Annotated in this window: 18 protein-coding genes; 2 read left to right on the forward strand and 16 right to left on the reverse strand. The window is 49.5% G+C overall.

The features are described from left to right. Nucleotides 1-193 precede the first annotated feature (193 nt). On the reverse strand, nt 194-808 hold the full coding sequence (locus VGL38_08005) for a nucleotidyltransferase domain-containing protein (GenBank protein HEY3295367.1): 615 nt from the start codon (nt 806-808) through the stop codon (nt 194-196). A gap of 272 nt (nt 809-1,080) precedes the next feature. On the opposite strand from VGL38_08005, the gene VGL38_08010 reads away from it, so the two are divergent. After that, nucleotides 1,081-1,419 (forward strand): killer suppression protein HigA, encoded by a 339-nt coding sequence (locus VGL38_08010; GenBank protein ID HEY3295368.1) that lies wholly within the window; start codon nt 1,081-1,083, stop codon nt 1,417-1,419. Further along, entirely contained in the window at nt 1,412-2,533 is a 1,122-nt protein-coding gene (locus VGL38_08015) for a HigA family addiction module antitoxin (GenBank protein HEY3295369.1), read from the forward strand. Before VGL38_08010 ends, VGL38_08015 begins: the two co-directional genes overlap by 8 nt. 326 nt (nt 2,534-2,859) lie before the next feature. Here VGL38_08015 and VGL38_08020 read toward each other — a convergent pair whose 3' ends face one another. The 15 genes from VGL38_08020 to VGL38_08090 form a co-directional block, all read right to left on the reverse strand. Then, on the reverse strand, nt 2,860-4,200 hold the full coding sequence (locus VGL38_08020; protein HEY3295370.1) for a hypothetical protein: 1,341 nt from the start codon (nt 4,198-4,200) through the stop codon (nt 2,860-2,862). A gap of 774 nt (nt 4,201-4,974) precedes the next feature. Then, complete coding sequence (locus tag VGL38_08025) at nt 4,975-5,844, reverse strand: hypothetical protein (protein ID HEY3295371.1); 870 nt, start codon at nt 5,842-5,844, stop codon at nt 4,975-4,977. 29 nt (nt 5,845-5,873) lie between these two features. Next, a complete protein-coding gene (locus tag VGL38_08030) occupies nt 5,874-6,830 on the reverse strand; it encodes a hypothetical protein (protein ID HEY3295372.1) in 957 nt (318 codons plus the stop codon). 3 nt (nt 6,831-6,833) lie between these two features. Next, nucleotides 6,834-7,931, reverse strand: coding sequence for a GTPase-associated system all-helical protein GASH (locus VGL38_08035; GenBank protein ID HEY3295373.1), 1,098 nt, complete (start codon nt 7,929-7,931; stop codon nt 6,834-6,836). Then, nucleotides 7,921-9,288 carry a metallophosphoesterase gene (locus VGL38_08040; GenBank protein HEY3295374.1) on the reverse strand — a complete coding sequence of 456 codons (1,368 nt, stop codon included), beginning with the start codon at nt 9,286-9,288 and terminating at the stop codon, nt 7,921-7,923. The genes VGL38_08035 and VGL38_08040 overlap by 11 nt, the downstream gene beginning before the upstream one ends. A 2,412-nt stretch (nt 9,289-11,700) precedes the next feature. Continuing rightward, on the reverse strand, nt 11,701-12,294 hold the full coding sequence (locus VGL38_08045) for a hypothetical protein (protein ID HEY3295375.1): 594 nt from the start codon (nt 12,292-12,294) through the stop codon (nt 11,701-11,703). Further along, nucleotides 12,287-13,738 carry a hypothetical protein gene (locus tag VGL38_08050; protein HEY3295376.1) on the reverse strand — a complete coding sequence of 484 codons (1,452 nt, stop codon included), beginning with the start codon at nt 13,736-13,738 and terminating at the stop codon, nt 12,287-12,289. Before VGL38_08050 ends, VGL38_08045 begins: the two co-directional genes overlap by 8 nt. Nucleotides 13,739-14,390: 652 nt before the next feature. After that, nucleotides 14,391-15,500, reverse strand: coding sequence for a site-specific integrase (locus VGL38_08055; protein HEY3295377.1), 1,110 nt, complete (start codon nt 15,498-15,500; stop codon nt 14,391-14,393). Between the two features lie 226 nt (nt 15,501-15,726). Continuing rightward, nucleotides 15,727-16,377 (reverse strand): retron system putative HNH endonuclease, encoded by a 651-nt coding sequence (locus tag VGL38_08060; GenBank protein HEY3295378.1) that lies wholly within the window; start codon nt 16,375-16,377, stop codon nt 15,727-15,729. Continuing rightward, nucleotides 16,374-17,663: an AAA family ATPase gene (locus VGL38_08065; protein ID HEY3295379.1), complete on the reverse strand. Its 1,290-nt coding sequence runs from the start codon at nt 17,661-17,663 to the stop codon at nt 16,374-16,376. Before VGL38_08065 ends, VGL38_08060 begins: the two co-directional genes overlap by 4 nt. Nucleotides 17,664-17,809: 146 nt before the next feature. Beyond that, entirely contained in the window at nt 17,810-18,754 is a 945-nt protein-coding gene (gene thyX, locus VGL38_08070; protein HEY3295380.1) for an FAD-dependent thymidylate synthase, read from the reverse strand. A gap of 55 nt (nt 18,755-18,809) precedes the next feature. Next, complete coding sequence (locus VGL38_08075; GenBank protein HEY3295381.1) at nt 18,810-19,793, reverse strand: hypothetical protein; 984 nt, start codon at nt 19,791-19,793, stop codon at nt 18,810-18,812. Between the two features lie 2 nt (nt 19,794-19,795). Beyond that, entirely contained in the window at nt 19,796-21,586 is a 1,791-nt protein-coding gene (locus tag VGL38_08080) for a hypothetical protein (GenBank protein ID HEY3295382.1), read from the reverse strand. Continuing rightward, a complete protein-coding gene (locus tag VGL38_08085) occupies nt 21,573-22,415 on the reverse strand; it encodes a hypothetical protein (GenBank protein HEY3295383.1) in 843 nt (280 codons plus the stop codon). Before VGL38_08085 ends, VGL38_08080 begins: the two co-directional genes overlap by 14 nt. A 366-nt stretch (nt 22,416-22,781) precedes the next feature. Next, nucleotides 22,782-22,970 (reverse strand): hypothetical protein, encoded by a 189-nt coding sequence (locus tag VGL38_08090; GenBank protein ID HEY3295384.1) that lies wholly within the window; start codon nt 22,968-22,970, stop codon nt 22,782-22,784. Nucleotides 22,971-23,010 lie beyond the last annotated feature (40 nt).

Raw genomic sequence — 23,010 nt, forward strand, 5'->3', positions numbered from 1 at the left:
GTGTTTAGGACAGAATTAGGCCACCTTTTTGGATGTCACATGGATCACAAAGTCGTTGTTTGCGGGGTTCTTGGAAGGAGATTCGGGCAGTACTTTCACAGGCAGTCGTGGCAGACTTGGCCCATATGTCGATGGCCAGCAAGGCTCGATTGATGGTCATGAAGTCGACGTTATCTTGACAGGTTCGAGCCGGTCATTCCTGACCCAGTCGGTCAAGCTCATTTGATGTGCCGATCAGAAAGATCTTCGCTTCGCTTTGCAAGGATGTGAGGAAGTGGTTACCACCTTTTAGGCGGGCTCGGTATTCATCCGCAGGGTACACAATCGGATTGAGCTCACGGTTCAGCGAGTCTTGGACGCTGTTCAGTACACCCACCAAATCACGCATGCTAATGTCACCAATGATCAGCACGTCCACGTCACTCTTGACGTTCTCACCGCCGCGAGCAAACGATCCGAAGATAAAGGCGACTTGAATCTGATCCCCAAAAGTCTTCAGCGCATCGCGCAGTGCGATGGACACGCCCATTGTTTTAGCCACCAGAGATCTTAGCTCTGTGAAAATCGGGCAGTCTTTGTTCGCCCGATACACCGGCTGTAGATCCCGCAGTTCTCGCAGAATGATTCCAGCTTCAGTCAGTCGCTGAAGTTCTCTTTGAATGGTCCCTTGTCCGATCCCCACCTTGCGAACGATTCCCCGGAAATGATATGAAGTGTCGGGATTCGTGAACAACAAGCCGAGGACTGCCTGCTGTGTTTTCGTGAAAAGCGCATCCGAAAGCTGGCTATAAAAGATAGTTGAACCCATATAGGGTGCCAATATACCCACTTTGGGTGCTAAGATCAAGCAATCGGGCAAATATCAACGCACGCTCCTGACTTAACTTTATAATTCACATAATATTGTAGCATTTTGGGAGAGATGGTTGTGGTTACCGTTAACCGGATTGTCGGCTGACCTACGGATCAGGATTCCAACGCGACGCGCATTGAAATCAACTTCGAGGCACAACTTACGCTTGACTTTGCGGGTCTTGTTTCGTAACTTATTAACCACTTTGGTTAATAAGTGCATTCAAGTTGAATATTCAGTTTGCCGATAAGAAGATGCTGAAGAGTTGCTCCGATCCCCTATTAGCCTCGAAGGCATGGGGTCAACGAGGAGCCAAGATTCGTCAGCGCCTGGACGAATTCCGTGCTGCGGTTTCGCTCAAAGACATCGCGATGCTGCCAGCGGCACGCTTACACCCCTTGAAGGGAAACCGGTCCGGGCAGTTCGCCGTTGACATCATACACCCCTTTCGACTGGTGTTCGAGCCGGTTGGAAGTCCGAATGATCTCAACGACGTGCGCGGCAACTTGGACCTGAAAAAGGTAAAGACGATTCGCATTCTGGAGGTAGTTGATTATCATGATTGATCATAGCCTGAACCAATACCATCCCATCGAAGTCACGTTGCCCGGCGCCACGCTCTTGGAGACTATCGAATCATTGGGAATTCCTCAAGTTGAAGTAGCGCGTCGAACGGGGTTCACGCCGAAGCATATTAATAGTATCATCAGCGGCAAAGCCAGTATCACTCCCGAGACAGCACTGCGCTTGGAACGTGTCCTTGGAGTTTCGAGCCATTTCTGGCTGAACCTTGAGCAGAATTATCAAGCATCTGTTGAACGACAGCGTGAACGTGAAATGATCGAACAGCGTATAGTGACCTACACGAAATGGGTGGCGCAGTTCCCGATTGCCGCCATGATCCGGCTTGAATGGCTGCCCAAGACCTCTGATCAGATTGACCGAGTGCGTTCATTGCTGGACTTCTTCGGCATTGCATCCGAAGAGCAGTGGTCGTGGGACAGGGTTCTTGGTACCAATACGGCGTTTCGACAGTCGCAGGCATTGAAGGCAGACAAAGGATCTGTAGCTGCCTGGGCGTGGAAAGGTTACTCTGAGGCACAACGCCTGGTATGCAGTCAGTTTAGTGCGACCAAGTTCAAAGCTGCGTTGAACGAGGCGCGCAATTTGTCTCGCAACCCATTGTCCGAATCATGGCCTGTTTTAAGAGCTCTCTGCGCTGACGCCGGTGTTGCGCTGCTAACAGTTCCAAGTCTGCCTGGACTTCACATGTATGGGGCTGCGCGCTGGGTGAATCCTCAACGAGCGATGATCCAGTTAAGCTTCCGTGGCAAGACCAATGACCAGTTCTGGTTCAGCTTCTATCATGAAGCAGGACACATTCTTCTTCACGGCAAGACAGAGACCTTTATTGATTCTGTAGGTGCACAGGAACATACCAAGGAAGAGAACGAAGCCAACGCGTTCGCTAGTGATGCTTTGATACCACGGGATCAGTGGAAAAGCTTCTTGGCCAGCAACGCTTCTTTCACCGGCAAGTCTATCAACAGCTTCTCAGTGAAACTTGGCATCGCTCCCGGCATCGTTGTAGGTCGGCTGCAAAAGGAGAAATTACTTCGCTACGATCAATTCAATGGCTTGAAGCAGCACGTAGATCTCTTCGATCTTACAACACACTGATTTCTACAATCCAATAAATGAGTAAAGCCGGTAGCGATACCGGCTTTTCCATTAACTCCACACAATGGACCATTCCCCTGGCGCTGGATAGACCGACATTACGTACGCCCTCCAGCTATCCGGTAATGCAACTGGGTCAACTGTCCCGTGCTGACGACGAACAAGATGCCGAATCAAAGCTAGATCCAGTGTGTTCAAGAGTAGTACTTGCGCGAAGAGGAGAAGATTCTACATTTGCAAATCCACTTCTCCATCATAATCGCTACCATTGCTACCAGGTCATGTGTGTCACATTCGCAGTTAGACAACACTTTTTAGCAAGTTCGTCATAAGTATCTGCGCAGAATCGCCTGGCGTTCGTCGGACAAATTGTCCGAAGCAGTGTTTCTGAGAGCCGACCTCAAAGATTTCAGATACGCCTTGCCCGTTCGCTCATGGGAAATCACGTTTGCAGCGTGCTCCAGTGCGTTGAGACTACGTATAGTGGCAAAGAATTCTGTGTCTGGAGACTGCGCCTGCAACAATCGAGTGCTGACGGCTGCCGTAATACGCTCGCACTTATCCCAATCCTTCCACCTATGGCGAACTGGGGCGTATCTCTCAACCCACGCCCAAACCTCAAATTCATGAGCATCGTCCCATAACGCATCAAACACATCCTGAAAGAACCCGCTCAGTAGATTGCTGAATGTTGGTAATGCGAGACCGAGGGCCAAACCAAACGCTGCGATACGCGGATTGTGCGGTCGATTCTCGCCGACAGTAGCAAGGTACGTTTTCCAAACTGGAGAAGTTCTCTTGGCGGTCAGTTTATCACGAGGATCCAGCACACGCGCTGCGACCATCATTGCAGAGTCGTCAATCGAAGATTGCTTCTCGACCCATTCCAGAATCGGAACTTGTTGCCCTTGAAGCGCCTGCCTCCATATCCATGTACATTCCATCCGCTTTTCCCGAATTGCGTCGAGAATTAGTGGTACGGCGACCCCGCCCAAGTCAGAGCATAGGATATCTGCGACATCCTCGGCGGGTGAGGTAAGGATACTTGCTACTAATTGACGTGCATAATCCTTATCCTGCCTCATGTCTTCGACCAACTCGGACAGAAGTTCCCGTTTTCGAGGCCCGACCCCGCTCCAAAGCCACGGCGAGCAGGCAAGAAGGCGATTTGCTTTTACCAATGTGGCCGTAAGCTCGGGATGGGTATTGACAATCTGTAAGGCATCTTGGACATCAACGTGGGCCAGAATTCTCGTCACGATCTCCTCCCCGAGTGGTTCGAGATCAGCCTTCAACAAATCAGTTAGCAAGTCCAGTACTTGGCTTTTGCCTGCATCGTACAAACGACTGATCTCTTCCTCGATCTCTGGAATACAGAAGCTGAATAGAGCCAATTCGTCGATAGACGCCAGCGCTCTAAGAATAGGAGTAACTCCGTCGGAGTCCGTTTGTGATTGATAGCGGCTAAATACTTGGTCAAGGAGCTTTGACAACGACTTTGATCGTATCGTTTCGGGCGATAGGCTGCGTGATATTGTGCGAAGTAAATGGATCGGATCCGTAGACGCAGTGTCTGTCCAGTCGCCGAAAATTGTAGCCACTGAAGGCATCAGGTTGCGTGAAGACTCACTCGTGATCCAGCTATCGACCCAATAGCGAAACGACATAGGCGAGTGATCCGTAAGGTCTCTTCGGAGAACTGCCACCCAATCGCTTCTTTCGTGGGAAGTTCCTATACGGCGCGGATCAATAACCGCCGCCCCACTTGACAATCTTCGCTGCAAGGAAAGCGAAGTTGTTCGGGGGACGACTTGCACGTCAATGGTCTTTTCTAGGACAGCGCGCGGGCTAAGTGCACCGCTGCAGAAGCCGAATCTCGATCTGAGGTTTGGCCACTGCTGCAACCAAAGAGCGAATAGAAGACCTTCAAATTGTTCGGCATTGTCACCCAAAATTAGGACAGGGCTACTGCTCTCTGAGTAAATCGACTTGATAATGCAGTCTACCGCACTTTCCTCATCCGTCAGAAAATCGTCATCGTTGGTGCCAGTCCAAGGCTTACAGCTTGTCAACGGCTCCAGGCTTGGACCAGACGCTACGCTCTCCATGGTAGGTCTGCTAAACAGTCGCGTGATGAATTGTCGGCTTGAGATACCACGAAGTGCCGAGTTATCGAGAAGGAGAGAGTGAGTCCACACACAGCCTGGTCTGCGCATTTCGCTTGCATACCAAGTCTTAGCCAAAACATATTGCTTTCCGTTGGGTAGCGGATAAGCAGTAACGTATTGCTCGAATCCTGGCTCCATAGAGGGACCCGACATGTCACTCATAACCAGAAGTATTCGGTTCACCTCTGAGTCGATGCTCGTCGACGCTTGGAGTAGACGATGTCCTTCACGATAGCCGTGGACGAATTGATGAATGACAAAATTCTCCACGTACTACCCTTGTTGATCTAATAGCCAAGATATTGGTGCAGTAATGTCATGCGGAGGACAGTTAAGCCCTTCCACTTGTATCCGATCCGACGCAGACATTGTTTCCACCAACTTGGTGTGGTCTCGTTTCAAATCGCCACCTTGGGCGCTTACCCCAACGACACTGTAGTTGATGATGTCGTTGTTCGATTCGAGAAATTGGTGCAATAAGGGTAAGTAGGTGCGCAGGACCTCATCCGGATTGCCTTGTGGGATTAGGTCCCACGCAGAAATGATGACGACTGTATTCAACCCTTTGTCAGAACCACGGCGTTCTAACAAGAACTGCAACAACTCCACGTAGCCAACTTGGGTCGGCATATCGTCATATGTCCATGGCTTTGGCTTGTCGTCATTGTTTCCTTCGGCTGACGATGTGTCGTTCGCTTCCTTAATGGTGATTGCCAGGATGTTGGCAATATCTAATCTTGGACCTAAGTTCAACTTGCCAGGATGGACGAAAAGTAGAATCCCGTCTGCGGATTGAGCCATAGCCTCGTACTCAGGAGACCATCGTCTCTCGCTTAGTTGAAGTTGAAAGACCTCGCCGAAATGGTCAGGGATTATGACCTGAATGTGCCGACCGTTCTTATCATTCAAAGATAATTTCACGGTCTGCATGTCGTTCAAGTTGGTCCTTCCGATCTCACTACAGGAAAGCCAACTCTTGTGTATCCGGTTTAGATATGTCCGATCACCCTCGAGACCCGATAGTTCCAGCAACGACTCTGTACTATTGTCCTGCACTATGTGCCATAATCCAGCAAGAAATGTTGTCTTTCCGGTCTTAGGGAGTCCAATCAGGAGTGCATGTAGTTGTGGAACTTCGGTCACTTGCGTTCTCCGTTGATGTTGTATTCAGACTATCGGAATCGCGCAATCTCGCGCGCATTTTGTACCCTTGAAACCACGCTTTCGGATTCAGTTATGGTAATTGCAGACGGCACCGCAAGCCAGTCTATGAATGCCTCTTCAACCCCATACGCTAAAGGCAAGTCCTCGCCAACGGGCCGAGCAGCCACCTCACGAACCTTAAGCGTCGGCAGGAGCGAGGAGAATGCTACATTGAGTCTCTTCTTGGTCATATTAGCGAAATCTTCCGCATCTTGTCCCCCGCGCCGAATACAATCATACTTCGATATGAGGTACTCTACTCGGGTACTGGTCCCTATCATGTTAGCATCGAGAAAGCTACGCAACATTTGGATAGCAGAGTCAAGTTCATATGCACGCGTGTCAGCATTGGAGAGCTTCTCCCCGTTGATGAGAATCGCGAGTACATCGGCTCGTCTCAGAAACACAAGCGCTCTGCAATCATCAGCGGAATCACATGCGAGTTCATACAACTCACCAGACGGTACAGCAAAGATAACCTGCTTCTGCAATTTATCGCATTGAGTACTATGCTGTTTCAGGGATAAGTGGTAGTAGTAGGCTTCATCCGATCCTTTCGTGCGCTCTGTCTCTGCAGTAGACAGTCCAGAAGCGAATCTGTTCAAGTGGCATACCCGTTCGTATCCAACGAGTGTCTTGGAGCCTGCGAAGGCGAATCCGCCGAACGGTCCTTGGAGAAACTCTTCGTAAATCGAGGTCAACAGAGTCGTCTTTCCGCTTGCTACATTTCCAGCGAACACTACAACCGTCGTCCTATCGCGGTTAGTTATTGTGTCGCACTCGGAGGCAATAAGAGCGGTGCCTGGTAGCAACCCAACATAGCCGCTCGATGCAGTGGACTCGAGCACGCCCTCCTCCGGCTTCGACTTAACGTCGTCTGGAACACTGGCGCTTGGTGGTTGATCAGAATTTGGCACTGCGACCATATCCTACTTCTCCTCAGCAAGTGTTTTAAGCAATGTAGTTTCGTTATACATCTGAACCGAAAGCTGATCGGCTGGCATGGACATGTCGGTCGGCAGACCAGTCGAGGACTTGACAAAGGCAGACCATGTCTCAGCATCGCGAGCAGATCTCCGTTTCATTATAGCATTCCAGATTGGCGTCAATTCAGAGGCATGCTTGGATACAGGCGTTGCGGTGTATGCGTCAATAGTCTCAATCGGGACAGAATTGATTGCATCCGCAATCGTCGCTGTCTCTGGCCGTACAGATGTGGCAACGTGTTTCAGTAGGGTAATAGCGTATTTGGGGCCAGGCAAGAAGTGAGTCAGATCAGCGAGTTCTTTGGCCGACACTAACGGGATGGCAGAAGGCACGACCTCAGTCCACTTCCGACTAAGATCACGGCTGTATTCTGACTGGAACCACCAGAGCATATTGCACTCTTCATCGCTTCGCAGTTGGTTATCGAGCAAAAGGGCATAGGAGGACAAGAGAGCCTTCTGTTTTGCGTCCAGATCTTTGACGACGGCCAAGATGCTTGCGTGAAAGTCAGCTGGCTGCTCGGTCGGATTGACTTTCTCGAGTTGCGCAATCAAGGGTTGGAGTTTCTTGCTCGCATCTTTAAGTACGACGTTGGCGTTGTCGCGCTCTCGAATTGTTACGGATGCACTGTCAATGTATTGTTGGGCAAGCGTGATGACTTCCGCATAGACCTCGCGCGGGGCATTGTGAGAGATCGGCTTGGTGGAAATAAGCGCGAGCGCCGACGCGAGTCGTAACCAGGTATCGTCACCGCTCGAAAAACAATTTACAAGCGAACTCCCGGCCAATACTTGAATCTCAAAACGGTTTCGTTGCGAAAATGCAGAATCAAACTCTTTTATGCTGGTGGTGAACTGGATCGCGGTATCGGAGTTCTCTAAATCCGTGCCGATGAAAATGCGCAAAGTGTCAAAGAGTAGCTTGTGGCTGGCCCTAATCTGAGAGCACCACTTCTCGACTCCTGTCCATCTGCGTTTCAGCAGGTCATCATTCGGGACGATAGATGCAATGCGGTACCACTCAGAAAAATCACGATGCATGATTAGCCTCGGTTCCTTCTTGGTTGGATGAGAAAGGATTATCTACGGCGTCAATCCCATGGCGTTTCGCAGTCTCTTCCCACAATCTAGCAAGCATGCCCTTTGATTTCGCCCGCGAGAAAGCGAGCGCAAGTAGCTTGGCGTTTGCTAAGAGCTTATCTGATTCCTCCAGCAGGCCGAGCTCAAGCAGGATATCTATTTGGTCAGGAAAAGGAAGCGACATAAAGAGATAAGTCAGACGGCGTTCGTTATCCACTATGTCTCCTTCACGGCTAACTTCGACAGGAGTCGGCGCGGGATTATCATTCGACGGTGTCTCATTAGATGGAGCAATAGTCACAATCACATCACTAGTTGCACGGAGAGTGTCAGCTCTCATGGGAGCCGCGTTTTCCCAAATGGCCTCAGAGAACAAGTCGCCACTTATTGGATCAGGATAGGGCTGAAACTTCAGGGTAGTCTTGTTCAACTGTCTCGCGTAGCTCCGAATCCTAAGCCGCTGTTCGTCCACACGTCCTATCTGCAAAAGATTGTACATGGGAAGCCACTCTGGCTCGCGCCTATCAGGATGAGTCGCTCCCGCTATCAACCGCAGGCCACCGTTAATGTGCGTGACTTCCGGCGCATGCTTATGACCGTACAATTGTAATCGAGCACGCGATTCGGTAGGTCTCACGATTCTATTTTTGTCACGAAACCAGTCTAATGGATGATGGCACAAGAAAACAAACTCCGTGTGCGCGGCGTTTTCATATTGTGCCTGAAGGCTTCCCAGGATCAAGTTACTTTCTTGATCATCCGAGTCCGAAATAAGGACAGATGTACCACCGCGAAGAACAATTCGTGTTCCGCAGGGTAACACCAATGGCTTTTCCCAAAATGGCTTGTCTGCAGTAATATCGCAGGAATACTGCATTGCGAAGGTGTTGTAATTTGTCAACGGCGACATTAGCGCTTCAGCGAGTGGATGATCTTCCGCCGCGTCCCACAATTCTTGATCAATTTCGCCCACTGCTAGCTTTCGAAAGCGCTCGTGTAAAATGCGGGTTGTCTTGCTGCTTTCTATCACGGTGCGATCTACGTCGTGATTTCCAGGAACTGTCCACACATGCTCGTCAGAACATCCGAGCTCCGCATTAAGATGCTCAATCCATTGCTGCGCCTTTGTGTATTCCGCTTCCTTCCCAGAATAAGCGATGTCTCCTGTAATCAGCAAGCCACTGACTTGGCCCAGGTCCGCCGCGTTCGACACTGCGTCGTGCAACAAATTGTCCCGCAGGACCTTGTCAAGGTCGTGAAGCGAGGTGTCAGAGCGCTTGGTGAAATGGATATCCGACAGGTGAACGAAAGTCAGCATTGTACATGTTCCAGTGAAGCCGAGCTTCGGTGATCACTATATCTTACTAATGTATTCGGTCGCAATTCGTGTACGTCATCGGGCCATAGGCACACTTGCGCATAGGCCTAACGAAGGCTCTAACAGCAGCGCCATGTCTTCTCCTGAATGTTCATATGAGTATACGATGTCGAAGCGGAGGCTTAGCTAACAGACCCGAATGGTTTGATACGGGACAAGCGAACCCTGCCACTTCATCAGCGGAAGATTCGCTCGCACATAAGTTGCCCGCCATGATGAATCTGTGGCCGCAAGTAATTGTGCTATAAGCTACTAAATTGACAGGAACATGTCAACACGCCGTATTGGCAACATAATATGATCAACCGTGTCTGATTGTAACCTATTTTCCGGGTAGTTAGCACTCGCCGTTCTGGCATAAGATAATAGAAATTATGGATCCACGCGGCTCAACTTGTTCCTTGTCCCCGCCTACCATGACCCTATCGCTTCCCGTATCTTTGGGAGCCCTTCCGTTGACTCGGTTGCTGGCTGGTGAAATTGGCCGCCAGCCAGCGGATGGAGCGCTCATGCATTTATCTCCGGTGCGAACATCAAACTAAAGGAAATCCATGAAAACGTTGTTGACTGCTAAGCAGACGGCAGTCTACCTGAATGTCAAGCTGAGCACGATCCGAAAGTGGACGCATCTCGAATTCATTCCTGTTGTAAAGATGAGAGGCGCTGTACGATATGACCAGGCGAAGCTTGACGTCTGGATCGAAAAGCGATCCGCTGAAGGACGGACCAGGCTAAGGAAATCCGTGCACGAGAATGGTGCCGGACTTCCTCGACGCGATCCCACGAAGCCTGTCTCTTTTGAATTGGATTAGAAGAAAGCCCCGTGATCATCTGGTCACGGGGCATTATTTCATCGAGTTTGGGTCTTGAAATCGCAATCTGAACAGGTCAAATTCAATGACAAGACATACTTGTGAGATTCAAGTGCGATACACAATACTGCGAATAAAGTACTTGCGAAATCGCTTGTACTGGACTGGCTAAAAGGTCTATCGACTGTATCACCGAGCTTTCTCCACACTGGATCTGGCCCAGCGCATCTGCCTTTGTGAGTATTGCTGTTCTTCAATGTGCCGAATTAAAGCATGTTGCCGAACATCGTTTACCATCAACGAGACCTTTCGTGATTCGGCCACATTTAGCTTCAGAGAGGCCGGATTTACAAGCACAGCACCGTTCTTCAGTGCAAGGCCGAAATCGGCGTTAACGACCGCTAAGGATGATCGAAAGTAGTCAACAAAAGTGCGCATATCGAACCGGTCGAGATGCGTTGCGACGTGGATGTTCAAGATATCTGTTTCGTCCGGTGATCGGGTGATATCGATTATCAGCCTACATACCCTCTCCCCTGTAATAGCAAAGTGATCATCACATATTGCCTGGATGTCGACTGGGAACACAATAGCACTCCCAGCAATGAAGACCGAATCTGTACGCCCCAATACACGGTACCTTGGCGCCATCCTTCCGCACACGCATCGGTCAGGTAGCACAACTCCCAAATCGCCAAGCTTATATCTGATTAAGGGCATGAGATCACGGAACGTAGTCACGATGATCTCCCCGAGTTCATAGTCCCTTGCAGGTTCCTCCGTGACCGGGTTAATCAATTCGATGAAAGTCCCACGCGAAACTGCATGGACCCCTTCACACTGTGGTGAGCCAAAGCCAAGCATCATTGTCTCTACGCTACCGTATAGCTCGGATATGTCGTTGGTCCTCCAAAGATGAGACAATAACCTTCGCGTTCCATTCGTGATAAGCTCGCCGCAGACAATTAGGGATTTGACATTGCTGAGTCCGGATTCGAAGTACTTTCGGCCCAATGGTAACAATGTTGTCGGCATGCCAAACAACGTACAAGTGTCTAACGATGGCAACAGAGCCACGACTGAATCTGCCTCATGAACAGAAATGGGTAATGTTATCACCCCCAGTCTCTCGGCAGCATCAAGTAACTCCGCTGAACCACTATGGCTGTAGCTCAAGATTGGAATAAAGTACGTACTTTGATCGACCCGCGATAAAGCGAGACCTTCGCTCAGATTGAGAGTCCATTCTTCGACATCTTCTCGTGACAGGAGTAGTTTCTTGTGCGCCCCCGTAGTGCTGGATGAAAGAAAGACTCGCCGCGCATCCGAAAGATCGCCGCATACAAGTTGCCTAGATGCTTGCTGCACTTGGCCTGGCGTAATGTAGGGCAACTGTCTAAACGATGCGTATTCGAAACTCGCAGAATCTTCGAGGTCCAAGCCATCATAGATTGAATGATAGAATTCAGATCGAGCGAAGGCTCGACGAACAAGCTGGAGTGACGGTTGTGCAGGAAAGTTATGCAATCGCAAATCCTTACTATTGCGCCGTGAGCTTTTGGTAGAATACTGGATCGCAGAGTTGGTCCTTTTTCATTGCGGACCGCCTGCATTTGACAAAAGAACAAAATGCCGCTAGGAACACGACTATCGAGATCACCAATAAGACCTGGAGGCTGTCGGATATTGAGTCTATGGTCGAATTGCTCACCACGACAAATGTCAGATTGCTAGCTGTAATCCAGAGGATGCTTAGTACGAAGACCAACATGAGAAAGAGTTGACCTATGATTCGCAGTGTTCTCATCACGAGAATTTGGTACTTCCAATAACGCCAATCTGCAATTCCGTCTAGCACAATGAGGTTGGCACTGTGTCGCACTAGCTGTCCGACAAGAGAAGTATTTTTTAGGGTCGCTGCAGCTGCTTCGCCGGGGCTTGCATATTCAGTGGTTACCGGTGTTGGAAGCTCCTTGACCGAATTGATGATTCGTTCCCTAATGCGCTGCAGCATCTGCATGTGAACTTCAAAACTCTCCAAAGATGCCTTCAGCCTATCCACAAAGGCATCGAGGGCCATGAACATTGCCAACGTGATTGTCATGACCGCCAATACGGATCTGATGTCAAGCATTACTCAATACCTTGACTGACTTACCCTTACGTGTCCGCTTGCCGAAAATGAAATAGATTCCACCCGTCACCAATACCGCGATTATCGGTGAAATCGCCGCCCATCTACCATGATCCATTACTATCATTGGGAACATTATCGTTAAGCCGACCACAACAGCAGTGAGCGCCACTCTGGGGCTCTTGTAGTCATCCTTAACACTGCCAATTAGGAGTGGTACGAGAATCAGCTGTGCGCCTGCGAATAGAAATGCGCCTTCGATAACACCAGGAAGCACAAATGCAAGGGCAACCCCGAGAACGCCCATGACCGCAACAATTAGTCGGGACTGCATCATGCTCACCTCGATCCCCGGCTTCATGCTGGGCAGAAAATCTTGGTAAACAACCTGCGCGGCGGTGATCAAACATGTGTCGGCAGTAGAAAGTGCAACCGCAAATATCAACACCAAAAAGCTGCCAATAATCCCTTGCGTTGCTGGCCCGGATCCATTTGTAAACTTGATAAGACTAGGAAGAACTCCTTCGAAGCCCTCAGCCTGAACTGGCAAAATGTTGTACGCCAACAAGCCGACACTCAGAATACCAAGAAAGAAGATACTACCCAACACGCTCCATATTAACCCTGATTTGGGCTCACTGAGGTTTCTGCTCGCATTAGCAGCTTGGGTACGAACCCACATGTCCATTGCGGTTATCTGGAAGGCCACCCCAATTACCACCAGTAGCACGATAACTCCAATGCTCTCGCTGATCGGAATAGTGCGTGCAGCAAATAGGGTAGACACAGGAACCGGATGAGCGGCAAATACCGAATAGCTGAACCACACCACGGAAATTCCTAGTATGCCTGTCTGAATCCCATCGGTGAGAAACACACTCTTGTAGCCGCCGATAATCGTGTAGAAAACACATATGAGTCCGCCAAGCAAGATCAGCCAGTATGCGTCATCTGCCCAGAATGGACCGAGTATCTTCGCAACCGCGAGAAGCTCTGCCGAAAAGGTTGCCCAATAGCTTACTATTATGGCGACACTCACGACAGTAGTAAGTTTGCGTGTGTCTTTGTCCGCTTCATAATTGTTAGATATGAATGATATGATACTGTAATTTTCTGTTTCGGAGAAGAAAGCTCTGACTTTTAGCACCTTCGAAATGAATCGTCTATATACTATTAACCCAATTATGAAGGATCCCAAGATTCCGATTCCGATTGACCAGCCATATCTGTAAGCATAAGCAATGGTCAGTACAAGCCCTCCAGAGACAGAAATATTAGTTCCAATCGTATTAAGCGCGAAATGATACCAAGTCATGTCGCGTGCAAATAGGTAGTCTTTTGCTGAGACCATACCTCTGCGACTTAGAAAACCGACAATGAGGCTTCCAAATAGCAATACGGCAAGTAAAATAATCGCGAAAAGAGCTTCAAAAGACATTGCCATAGTGTATCCTGCGATTCCTATCGGTCAAGTTTCGAACAGATAGCGTGAAGATCTGAAGGCCGTGCTTGTGCCAGATCCGTGATAGCACACAATTGGGAAGGTGAATCACTCTGAGAATGATATCGGCCAATGAAGATGAAAGGAGATAATGTGATGTATTTCGTGACAAACACAAAAAGAGCGAACCATTCTGCCTATTGAAACAGGGGCTTCGCTCGTCTAAGGTGCGCGTCGGGAGAACCCCCGGCCATCGTGAAAGATGCTTTCAAGTTAGTAATTTATCAGTAAGGTGTCAATTTCCCCATTTCATGAATCACTAGGATTTGATTAACTTATGTTGTTGATTAATTATATCTTCCAAAGTTATTTCAACACATGTTCAGATGTTCATGGTTTGAGGGGAGGAGTTGTTGCTGCAGGAAGCGTTGCACAAGAACCGTAGAGCGCATTGTGCTATCGAATTTTTCACTTAGAGATCTGTAGAAAGTACTTCACCTTTTGACGAACATTCCTCAGTCGGTATGAACGACAGGCTCGGTATTATCACTCTACGAAGCCTGCGGCTCTCAAACCAAGCTAAAGCAAAGGCCCTCGGACTACTCACTTTGGGGCCCACGCTTCAGGTGTGCGGCGCATTGCTCGCAACAGATAATCAGGTTTCTTCTCCAATCGGTATCTCCAGCCGTCGGGCTTGCGCCTGAAGTTGTCCCGGAAGCAGATTGGTGTATCGTTGCGTTTGGAGGATGGAAGCATGTCCGAGCCACTGTTGAACCACGCGAATGTCGATGCCGGATGCCAATGCGTTTGTCGCGTACGTGTGCCTGAATAAATGCATACCCGTCATATGATCGCCCTTCGCAATCCTCACTCCTTCCTTGCGCTCTATCCGCCTTAGGCAGCTTATCCAGGCGTTGCGATTGTTGCTTCGCGGTCCGCCCGAACGTCCCGGAAATACAAAAGGGCTTTCGCCCCTTCGTCTGTTCTTCAACCGATGAAACAACGCGATTGCCGCTGGACAGAGTGGCACCGCTCGGTCTCGTCGGTTCTTTGTAAGGTGAACCTCATTGCTGCGAATCTTGATATGCTCGCCGCCCGGTGTCAGCACAACGTCTTTCCACTGCAGGTGCCTGGCTTCCCCATCTCGCATTCCTGTGTACAACAGTGCCTTGTAGAAATCGGCAGATCCCTTATTTGCATGCTTGAAGATGAGTGCCAACTCCATCGGGGTATAGACCTCAACGGAATGGATTGGTACACGTTGCCGGCCAATTTGGGTAGCTGGACTGTGGGTTAGATACTCCCGATCAACCGCAAATCTGAAGTAACGCTGGATTATGTTTAACTCGTCGTTCCAACTCTTCGGAGACAGCGTTTTGCTTCGCTCTTGCAGATGAGCTTCAATATGGCTCGTTCCAATCCGCGCCAGGTTGTTGAACTTGTGACTCTGCAGGTAAAGCATGAACGGCTTGAGTTGCTGATGCATCCGCTTTGCCTGGCTTTTGGATTTCAGCAAGATCACCGCCCGCTTGAATTCTTCATATACTCGATAGTAGTCCACAAAGCTTTGCGGCAGTCCTGCCACCCCTCGTTCAAGATTGCTTTCTATCTCCGCCTTCATCTGCTCAGCGATCATCTGGCTTGTCACTTTCAGTGACCGCTGGACCTGCCTCCCATCCTGTATGTAGCTAATCCACCAAACCTTCCCTCGTCGCTTTCCTCCAGTCTTAGAGTCAGGCAATAGTCGCTTGAAAAGTGATGCCATAGAATCTCCTGAGTTTCATGTACTCTCTTATTCCATGACACCATTATTCTGCCGCGCTACTAATCCGGAAATGGACTTCGTCCGGCTACGAAACTTTCAAGCTCAATGTTCAGCTTCCGAGAGGTTTCTGCGGCATCGCCTGGTATTATCTTCTGGCTTCTTCGCTCCTCGTATTCATTGTGCCCCCTCTGCCTTGGCTCTCTTGCAAAGGTGTCCTTGCAGGCAATCAAGCGCGTTTTAGCCGCTTCTTAAGGTGGTAGACTGCGACCTCACAGTACTCTGGCAACTTCCCCATGGCGTCTCTTGACTGCCAATCCCGTAGCAAGTCTTCAAGCTCTGCTTTTGTACGAGTCGTCCCTTTAGGCCTATCCAAGTCTGCATAGAGGTTTCGGATAAGGAGCTCGCGATTGCGCTTCAGAATAGGGTGATTCAAATTCAGAATATCATTCAATTCCTTGTCAAAATCCGCCCGGCTCGAACTGACTATTCCATCGCCCATGTACCTTATCAACTGATCAAAGTCTCGGGCGGGATCTGCAGGATTGTAGAGTAAGTCATCGTCGCCTTTGCGGTAATCGCAATGCTGTAACTTGTATGGTTGTTTTTGGCCGCCTGGACAGGCTGCCAAAAGGTTTCTATAATCGAGGCTCTCACCATCGTATTTGGTTTGGCAGTGCCAATGCTCGATCCTGCATGTCTGCTCATCAACTCGGGACATGCAGTAGCAGCACAAGTAGCCCTGCTCTGCCAAGAGGCTGGCTCTGAGTTCTTCTTTGGCCGCAGGATTGCTATTGAGATCTCTTTTGTAATTTGTTCCAGGTTTGTTTCTAATTTCTTGTAGGCTTCTGGGTTCCTTTTGTTTGCTGATATTTCTCATTTGTCAGTCCGTGGGCCCTCAAGCGAGAAGATCATGGACATGGCTTGTCGAGTCTCTGGAATCTGGTAACCAATTTCCTTCTCGATTTGTACTACCAATTCCTTCGCTTCCTCCAACTTGTCCTCATCAATTAGAGAGAACACCTGTTTCAATTTCGCAGATACTTCAGGATCCCTGTCCTCTGTCCGCATTAACAGTGTCAGCAGCAAGTTGGAATCCAGCCCTTTCGCGTACTCTGGGAAAAAGCATTCTATCTCGTGTGATTGTGGGTTCCGGTTCAAGATTCTAACTTCAGTGTTATGCAACTCGCCAAGAATCTGCGGTGAATGTGTTGATAGCACGAATTGGCAATTAGGAAAGGTACTGCGTAGCCGAGGGATCACGGTCCACTGCCACGCCGGATGCAAATGCAAATCGATCTCGTCGATTAGTACGATGGCCTCGCTACGAAGCGGATTCTTTATATTCGGATTGGCAGTAGCAAGCCTTCGTGCTATGTCGCCAACCATGGCCAACAAGCATTTTTCGCCATCCGATAGTTGATCAACGCGCAGGGTTTCCGCGGCTTTCTCAATCGTCATTTGATTCGGTGAACGGCGAACGCGAAGACCCTTGTAACCTGGCATCATCTTCTCGACCGCTGATCTCACAGCATCAAGTTGGCGGTCAGAATAGCTTCTGCCACCCGAGGGACCGTGACGTACTCCTTGCTGATCGCGAAGCATTTCATTTTCCAAATCCTCCCTTGTTCGGAACCACTGGAAGAAACTGCGAAAGTTGTTTTGCCCATACAAAGCCCCATCGTAGGCTGCCAATTGGTTCTTCAGTTGGCTCTTCAACGGTGCCAGTGGAACGTCGATCACGTTCCTATTTACTGAATAGTGAACAATAAGAGGGAAACTGGCGTTCGGATCGGCTTGGAATCCATCCAAAACTACACCAGCGAGATCTTTTGCTTCCTGGGTATTAGAATACACAGACGGTTTCTTTCCAGGACGAGGCTTCGCAAGAATCCAACGATAGCGTTTATCGTAATGCGAGACCTGGAGGGATAGTACCGCTTCGCTGGAATCGTTATTTATATCGTAGCTAGATATATGCTTCCCAGAACTCCGTTGTGTTGTTATCCAACCCTGAAGCCGTGAAGCCATCTTCGATATTGCATCCAGCACACTTGACTTGCCTACACCGTTCACGCCAACAAGTACAGTCACCCGCTCCGGGAACTCCAATACTAATTCCCTGACGCCGCGGAAGCCACGAATCTCTAATTGGTCTATCTTCATTGAAGTATGCCTCTGGCCATATGTGAAATCTAGATTGGAGTGAAGCGAAACTCAGGTGTCGATACAAGTTACCTATGAGCACACATCGTTGCTAGTGGTGACTTGAGTAGGTTTGCCGTCAACGGAAAGTCCGAGGAATGTGGCTTTCAAAGGTGACTGTTTCGCCACGGAGGAAGAATCCCGAGCCTTTCAAGGATATCTTCTGCCTCTTGGCGCTCACGGCTGACTTTGGCGTTCGCTCCTGCGGCTGCAATCCAGCCCTGCGCAACAGCGATCTCCATTGCATTGTCAATTCTGCCCTGTACGGTCGCACGGATGAGCTCTATCATCGGGGAAGCCAATATCATAGCATTAAGACGATAGTCTAGGAATGCTTCCCATGTAAGCGGACACCATCTTGATACTATTTCATTCCCGATAATGTCCGCGTATTGCCGGATTTCTATTTGAGCGTGTGAGTCCATCCGCAGGTGGAGAAAGTGAAGCAGGTTATGAAGATCAATCTTCCAGTAGGCCTCGGTGTAGGTTGACAACGGCAGATCTTTCCGCGCCTGCTCACGTGTCACCCCAGCCTGTATCCGTGCATCATATATCTGACGACAATGCTGGTGCAGTAGCACTTCATCATTTGTAAGAGTTTGGCCGATAGTATCAGTCAATTTTCCTTTGCTCCCTTGCCGATTGTCGGATGTCTGGAGCCGCCATTGATCCGGTTTGGTCTGATGAGCTGAGTCGATGGCTATCGAATATCTGGTTGAGTACTCGTTCACATTGGCAGTCCGATGCCGTATCCACTGGCGCCATGTATCCATCGGAACGCGGATATGCAGCTTGATTTCGCACATCTCAAAAGGCGTCGTGTGCCGGTGCCGCATCAAGTACCGGATCAGGCCTCGGTCTTCATGAATTTGTTTCGTTCCTTGGCCGTAGGACACACGAGCAGCCTGAACGATGGCATGATCGGATCCCATGTAATCGATAACACGGATGAACCCATCATCAAGGACCTTAAGCGGCACACCCAGCAGGCCGTTTAGTGATGTACAATCTGCCCGGCTAGTATTCTCGATTTCGACCATGTTGGGAGTCATGGGGCGATCTCTCCTCTGCTTGCATCAAACGATGAAAGATTGAAACAAAAGCTCTTCACGCAAACAAACTGCGCAAATCGAGCAGATACGCATTCGTGCCAGGCTGTGAGTACTCTGCATAGTTGTACAACCACGCCTGTGCATAGCACAGCTGTACAGATTCGTCTGCCAAGTTGACCAGAGCACTACCCAACGTAGACATCTTCGTATTCATGGGGGCTATCGCATGGTTATGCTTTGGGGTCTGCCGCACTTGCAGCATGATGGCATCGCGTGCATCCACCGGATCGCAACAGGAAAATGCGAACTCGCGAACATCCGGATGCGTAGCGTATGCTTGCTTCACCAGTTCGTGAAACCGCCGATTGGTTGTTTCACCATCGCCTGATGACGTGTGGGTGCCAGGTGTTCCGTACCCCAGCGACAATACCTCCGGTTCGTAGGCTTGAATGAGTGACATAGCACGATCATCCTCGTATCCAACAAGTACAATCAAATGAGTCTTATTTGTTGGCATCATCTTGCCAGGGTATCCAAGGACAGATCGAACCTGTCGCACCCCGCGGCTAAGCCATCCACTGCACGGGTCTGTCTCTGGGCTATACGTGGCCCCAGTATATACTAGATCAATATGTACGTTCTCCGCAAAATGCCTCAGCAACACCTGCAACAGAATCAGCAATCCTTCGTGAGTGAACGTGGTCATGTCCACGACTACGTGACGCTCGCAGGTAGCCTCCCATTGCACCTGTCGCGAAGTTAGCATTCTTCCAAATGCGTCTGCGGTGATGATTGGGTCCACTGTCGAAGTCTCAACAATGCTTGGATTTGGAAGTAGGGCGCTCAGTGCTTCCGCGCTTGCACGTACATGCTCCAGAAGATTTGAATTCATTACCACGAAGGCGGACTTTACTTTGGCGAGATCGAGATTCTGAGCGACTGCAAGCGATCTGCTTTCGTAGCTAGAACAACAAATAAACAAGTCTATCGGGTACTTGAGTGTTTCTGATAGGCGACTCAATGACAGTTTCGTCACCATTCTCAATCCTCTCCTTCGAACAGCGCCAACTGCTGAGTATCTAACAGTATGTCAGGGTTCTCTTTTGCCTTTCGTAGAACAGCATTCGGATTGCTCATTGCTTCCTCCATCCGCTCGTTCGTCACAAATAGGTAACCTGCAAAGCTTGTGGGATCCAATCTAAAATGTGGTGCCAGCTGGCGCGTTAGGACATAGAGCCTTGTTCTGCCGGTGCCCATCTTGTTTCCTATAGAGGATACATGGAAATACCCTAGGTCTCTTCCCAATCGGAGTATTTTCTCCACATCCCGGCTTGCGTCGTTGCTAAAGGCAATGGAAAACACTCGACGCTCGGCTTTGTCCGATACCAGTATCTGGTGGAAGACTCCTCCAAGCACCCGAATCATATTGTGGAGTCGGCGTAGATCCTCTGGATCGAGTCTGAAGCGGCTCTGATCCTGGCTTTCCTTTTCAAGCTCCCAAAATGCAAGCTTGTCGGAAAGCTTGCGGATTTCTCGGTCTTGAATGCCTGCCGGAATCGCCGATATTGGTTGCGGTAAGCCTGCCACCGTCGCTTCGCTATACATCATTGCTGCAGCGTCGAGAAAGATACGGATCACGCCTGAGGAAATATGAGTCAGTTGTTCGAAACCGGCATATGAATAAGTTGATCCCGACTTGCTTATCCCTTCGAGTCTCTTGATGAAGTCAGGTCTAGCATAGCGCTTTGCGTCGTCAATTCCCTTATAATCTCTCTGATCGCTGGTCGCCCGTTCTTTGTAGCTTTCAGCAATTGCCGTGATCTGGCGCTCCTGGTCGAGATCGGGAGGGAAGAAATCATCCGGTTCAACATCTATGTCCAGCAACTGAAGTCGTCGCCGGACGATTTCGCGAAGACGTTTCTTGTAGCGGCCATGGGATGTTGTATAGATCTCGGAAATATCAATTTCTGAGAAATCGTGTGGAACGTCAATTCTTCTTCCTGAACCGGTCCTGAATGTTTTGTAGTCGTATTGAGTGGACACCTTTATACTTACGTCCGAACTCGTACGTGAGCTAACCCACGAGTTCAGCACCATTGTTTGAGAGAGGTTAAAGTGCCCTGCATCGTCAATTAGCAGGTATACCGGCTTCGCTCCAATATACGGAAGCTTCTTGAGGTCCATTAGTGTCGGAAGCAGGAAATCTCCGTACCCAAGCAAAGGTCCGTCATATGGGTGCGGCCCCGGATTAAATAGTCGTTTCACGTACTGCAGAAACTCTGCATAGATAGTGCTTAGGATGTCGATGAGTATCCTAAAAGACATAGTGTGGTCATTGCTTTCAATCACACCATCGTCGCCCTTCCACCCGCTGAGTCGTAGTCGATTGAGCACGCCCTTCACGAAGGCCGCATTAGCTTCCTTGCCTTCCTGCGTACCAGAGTCGGGTATGTTCAGCGCAGAAAGTGCTTCGAACGCCTTTGAGGCAATGTACAGAATCATGAAATGTTCGTTCAGCACTAGGCTGCTGTGCTCATCCTTAAGACGATCCAGCTCGGACAAGCAGAGTTCGGTGTTCTTCACCTGCACCCAAATGCTCAGGAAATCGAGATTCGTGATAGTTGTGTTATTAGAAAGACATTGACAGTCCGGCTCCAAGAAACGGAAGATCATACTCTTGCCAGATCCTCGGGGCCCATGAATGAAACAATGCCCTTGTTGTGCCACTTTCGGAAAATCACTGAATACATCCACGAACAGCCTTACAGCATCGTCAGCCGGCAACTTTTCAGGAGAACGAATGGTGAATGGATTCACGTTAGTGTGTGGCATTCGGAGCCTCTTGTTGGGTCTCGGGCCAGAGTTTAGATTTCAGCGCTTCCCCGGACGGCAAATCGTGATTGGGAAGTAGTTCTTGAATCGTCTTACCGGAGTAATCCGGATAAGCGGTCGGTTCTTCAAGCGTATAGCCAATTTGTTCCCTGGGCACAAGAAACGTATTGCTGTCATAATTATCAAACACATCAATCTTGACACGCACACGGTCTACCGTAATAAGCGGCCTTAAGAACCGCATGCAATACACCGTTTCCTGTTGCACCTTCAGTGTTCGCTTATATATTTCTTCCAAAAGATAGACTGAGCCCTGCTCCTTCGCCAATGTTCGATCTGCATACTTTTTCAGCAACTCGAAGTCCAAATATATGTCCGGAGGTTCTACGATTGCACTCTGAAGGGCAAACGAGTAAGCATGATAGATTTCGCTTCCCGCAAGCAATTTCTCATTGTGCTCAAGTATAAATCTGTTGGCTCGCTCGCGCTCATCGGCAAGTTCATCAGACAGACGGAGCAAGGCCGCGAGAACTTGCACGCGCACATGCTCGCCCAGAATGCGCGTTCGAAAATCCAAATTCCTTATCGTGTCCTTCTCCCCTGTAGGCGTCAGTCCGCCATGCGATTGTGCAATACGCACAATGATAAGCTTCTCAATCACGTCGTCGCCGGCCCGTGACCCTAAGGTCGCAAGAACTTCGTGACATTTGAGCTCGTGCTCCTTTCTGCCATACACGATGCCGACATCATGTAAATATGTCGCCGCCAGGAGTACATAGGTTTCATATGGCGTGAGAAGAAGATGAGAATGATTCAAGAGATCAGTCATTCGTCTCAACACACACAGGATATGACCTTCGCCGTGGTCATTCAAAAAGAGCGGTGACTTGTCCACAGTCTGGGATGTCGCCAACGCAGCCGTAACTGTTCCCGGCCAAACATCTCGCCGAAGATAGTCCGATATGCTCTTCAGTCTCGAAACGTAATCGGCGTTGCTTGGGAATCTGCACTCGGGCGCTCGACTATAGAACCACTCGTCTAAACGTTTTTCTTGATAGTATGATCGAGCGTTCTCGGTGGGTGGAGGATTCATAACGAACATCCGGCGCGGTTGTTAGCTTGATTTACGAGCGTGTTGTGACCCTTGGAATAGTGCACTTGGAATAAAAGCGAACCTAGCCACATCAGGACCAGTCTACTGAAGCTCTTGGCGTTTTGCATCGACCAAATGCTCAATTTCATCGAACGTCCGCTGGGTTAATGACGCAATTAGTGACATGCAGTTGTCCCTTACTGCATCGGCCATGATGTTGCCATTGTCTGACCACTGCAGGGTCAGGGCGGACAGCAACGCGTCTATCAGTAGCGTCTTCTCATCGTCCATTTCTTCTGTCTCCTTGGGCTGGATTCCACTCATTCCTTCC

It is taken from the genome of bacterium, from assembly GCA_036504735.1.
Classification (GTDB): domain Bacteria; phylum Electryoneota; class RPQS01; order RPQS01; family RPQS01; genus DASXUQ01.